Annotated in this window: 4 protein-coding genes; 1 reads left to right on the forward strand and 3 read right to left on the reverse strand. The window is 70.9% G+C overall.

The genetic code is table 11. The features are described 5' to 3' along the window. Positions 1–102: 102 nt before the first annotated feature. The gene (locus tag A5787_RS20760) at positions 103–897 is read right to left on the reverse strand and encodes a thioesterase family protein (RefSeq protein ID WP_066970504.1); all 795 of its coding nucleotides are present in this window, start codon (positions 895–897) and stop codon (positions 103–105) included. Then, a complete protein-coding gene (locus A5787_RS20765) occupies positions 894–1,772 on the reverse strand; it encodes a RecB family exonuclease (RefSeq protein WP_066970506.1) in 879 nt (292 codons plus the stop codon). The genes A5787_RS20760 and A5787_RS20765 overlap by 4 nt, the downstream gene beginning before the upstream one ends. A gap of 74 nt (positions 1,773–1,846) precedes the next feature. On the opposite strand from A5787_RS20765, the gene trmI reads away from it, so the two are divergent. Beyond that, the gene (gene trmI / locus A5787_RS20770) at positions 1,847–2,689 is read left to right on the forward strand and encodes a tRNA (adenine(58)-N(1))-methyltransferase TrmI (RefSeq protein ID WP_066970508.1); all 843 of its coding nucleotides are present in this window, start codon (positions 1,847–1,849) and stop codon (positions 2,687–2,689) included. On the opposite strand, the gene A5787_RS20775 is transcribed toward trmI, so the two are convergent. Next, complete coding sequence (locus tag A5787_RS20775; RefSeq protein WP_066970509.1) at positions 2,686–2,979, reverse strand: DUF503 domain-containing protein; 294 nt, start codon at positions 2,977–2,979, stop codon at positions 2,686–2,688. The genes trmI and A5787_RS20775 overlap by 4 nt on opposite strands. Positions 2,980–3,047: the final 68 nt, after the last annotated feature.

The following is a 3,047-nucleotide window of genomic DNA, read 5'->3' on the forward strand; positions in this document are numbered from 1 at the left end:
CGGCCTTCCCGTGAAAACGTGCGCAGTAATTTGGGCCGCCGGCGCACGTTGGGTGACCCGAACCCACCCGCATCCCCGACCGCGAATTGATGACTCACGACACTAGCGCCGCTGGATCAGCAGCGTCTGCGCCGACGTCCCGATGAACCCGTCGCGGTCGAAAACCTCGGCGGTGGTCACCCCCACGCCGTCGGGTCCGATCGACGCGCGAGCGCGCAGGGCGAAGTCGTTGCCGGTGGGAAGCCGGTGCAGATGAACGACGGTGTCGGTGTTCATGAAGACGAACTGGTCCGGATCGAGGACCTTCCCGACGCCGTTCGCGCAATCGACGACGGCGGCGAGGCGTTGCAGCGCGGACGCGGGTTCGGTGTCGACGATGTGGGCCAGCGGGCTGAACCAGGACACCGCGGCGGTTTGCGCCTCGGTTTTCTGCGGGCGCCAGTGGATCGCGTCGAAATAGCCGCCGGCGTCGGCGAACGGGGCCGGAAGCGGTTCGGCGCTGCCTTCCACCAGCGGTGGGTATCGGTCGGATGCGGTGTCCGCGGTGTCGGTGACGGCCAGCAGCCACGCCGTCACCCGGGCCACGGCGCGCGGGGGCGCGCCTTTTCGATCGGTATGCAATTCGGCGACGGCCATGCAGACCCGCGAACCCGGACGCTCCACCCAGGCCCGGGCGCGCAGCGGCTGCACCGGAATCGCCCCGAGGATGTCCAGGCCGAGCCGGCCGACCCGCAGACCGGAGCCCGCCGACAGCTCCTCGATCAGCTTCGTCAGCAGCGCCAAGGGCGGTGAGCCGTGCTGCAGTTCGGGGCCCCAGTTGCTGCGGGTGAATTGGGTCGAGTCGAAGATCGGATCGTCGCCTTCGGCGGGGAGGCGACGGTAAAAGCAGCCGATCATGCCGCCGGTTCGGTGGGATGCGAAATGCCTTGCGGGCCAGCGAGATCGGGCCAGCCGGGGTAGGGCGGTGGCGTTCCGCCGAACGTCGGGCAGCGCCGCTGGTGGGGGCACCAGTCGCACAGCCGTGACGGGCTGGGGCGGAAATCGCCCGTCGGCGCCGCGGATTGGATGGCGCGCCAGATCGCCATCAGCGTCTTCTCGAAGCGCAGCAGCTCCTCGTGATCCGGCGCGTAGTCCAGCATCTGGCCGTCGGCCAGATAGATGATGCGCAGCCGGGCGGGCAACACACCGCGGGAACGCAACAGCGCCACCGCGTAGAACTTCATCTGGAACATCGCCTTGAACTCCGCCAGCGCCCGGGCCTCGGGCGGCGCTTTGCCGGTCTTGTAGTCGACCACCCGCAGCTCACCGGTGGCCGCGACGTCGATCCGGTCGATGAAGCCGCGCAGCAGCGTCCCGTCGGCGAGCTCGACCTCGACGCGCTCCTCGCAGCTTTGCGGGTCGAACCGGGTCGGGTCCTCCAGCCGGTAGTAGCCGGCGAGGAGGGCGCGGGCCTCCGCCAGCAACTGGGTGCGCTGTTCGGGATCCAGGTCGCCGGCCAGGTCGGGTTCGGCGGCGATCACCCGCTCCCAGGCGGGCTCCACCAGCGAGCCCGCGGTGTCCGGCCCGCGCATCGCGGCGGGCAGGCCGTAGAGCTGTTCCAGCGCGGCGTGCACCACCGACCCGCGCAGCTGCGCCGTCGACGGCACCTCGGGCAACCGGTCGATCGCCCGGAACCGGTACAGCAGCGGGCACTGTTTGAAATCCGCCGCCCGCGACGGTGACAGCGCCGGTTTGGAAGCCGGGCGTTCGCATGCCTCCGGCTGGTCCGTCATGTTCGCAGCCTAGAACCGGGCCCCGACAACCCCCAAGCACCAGCTGCGGCGAGTCGGCTGGCACGCTAGACCGCGTGTCCGCAACCGGCCCGTTCACCGCTGGCGAGCGGGTCCAACTCACCGACGCCAAGGGCCGGCACTACACGATGTGCCTCACTCCCGGCGTCGAGTTTCACACCCATCGCGGGTCGATCGCGCACGACGCGCTGATCGGGCTCGAGCAGGGCAGCGTCATCAAATCCAGCAATGGGGCGCAGTTCCTGGTGCTGCGCCCCCTGCTGATCGACTACGTGATGTCGATGCCCCGCGGCCCGCAGGTGATCTACCCCAAGGACGCCGCCCAGATCGTGCACGAGGGCGACATCTTTCCCGGCGCGCGGGTGCTGGAGGCCGGCGCCGGCTCCGGGGCGCTGACCTGCTCGCTGCTGCGCGCCGTCGGGCCCGACGGGCGGGTGGTCTCTTACGAACAGCGCGCCGACCACGCCGAGCACGCGCGTCGCAACGTCACGGTGTTCTTCGACGGGGCACCCGCCAACTGGGAGCTGATCGTCAGCGACCTCGCCGACTCGGAGTTGCCCGACGGATCCTTCGACCGGGCCGTGCTCGACATGCTCGCGCCGTGGGAGGTGCTCGGCGCGGCGGCGCGGCTGCTGATCCCCGGCGGGGTGCTGATGATCTACGTGGCCACCGTCACCCAGCTGTCGCGGACCGTCGAGGCCCTGCGGGACCAGCAGTGCTGGACCGAGCCGCGCGCGTGGGAGACGCTGCAGCGCGGCTGGAACGTCGTCGGCCTGGCCGTTCGCCCGCAGCACTCGATGCGCGGCCACACCGCGTTCCTGATATTCGCGCGCCGGCTCGCGCCCGGTGCCGTCGCGCCGGCGCCGCTGGGCCGCAAACGCGAGGGCCGCGACGGTTAATCGTCGCTGTGCTGCAGGCCCCGCCGCACCGACAGCAGCTCGAACTCGGGATGCGCCGCCACCAGGCGTTCGGCCGCGTCGAGCACGTCGACGGCGTGCCCGCGGTCGCCGGACACCACGCCCACGCCGATCCCCGCCCGCCGATACAGATCCTGCCCACCGGTCTCGGCGGCCGACACGCTGAACTTGCGCTGCAACTCAGCCACGACGGGGCGAATCACCGAGCGCTTCTGTTTGAGTGACCGCACGTCGCCCAGCAACACGTCGAACTCGAGCCAGCCGATCCACACCGGAATCAGCCGGGGGGAGTCTGCGACGGAGCTGAAGCCGGACCCGGGGGGGGGGGGGGGGGCGGCGC

Source organism: Mycobacterium sp. 852002-50816_SCH5313054-b, from assembly GCF_001667185.1.
In the GTDB taxonomy this organism is placed as follows: domain Bacteria; phylum Actinomycetota; class Actinomycetes; order Mycobacteriales; family Mycobacteriaceae; genus Mycobacterium.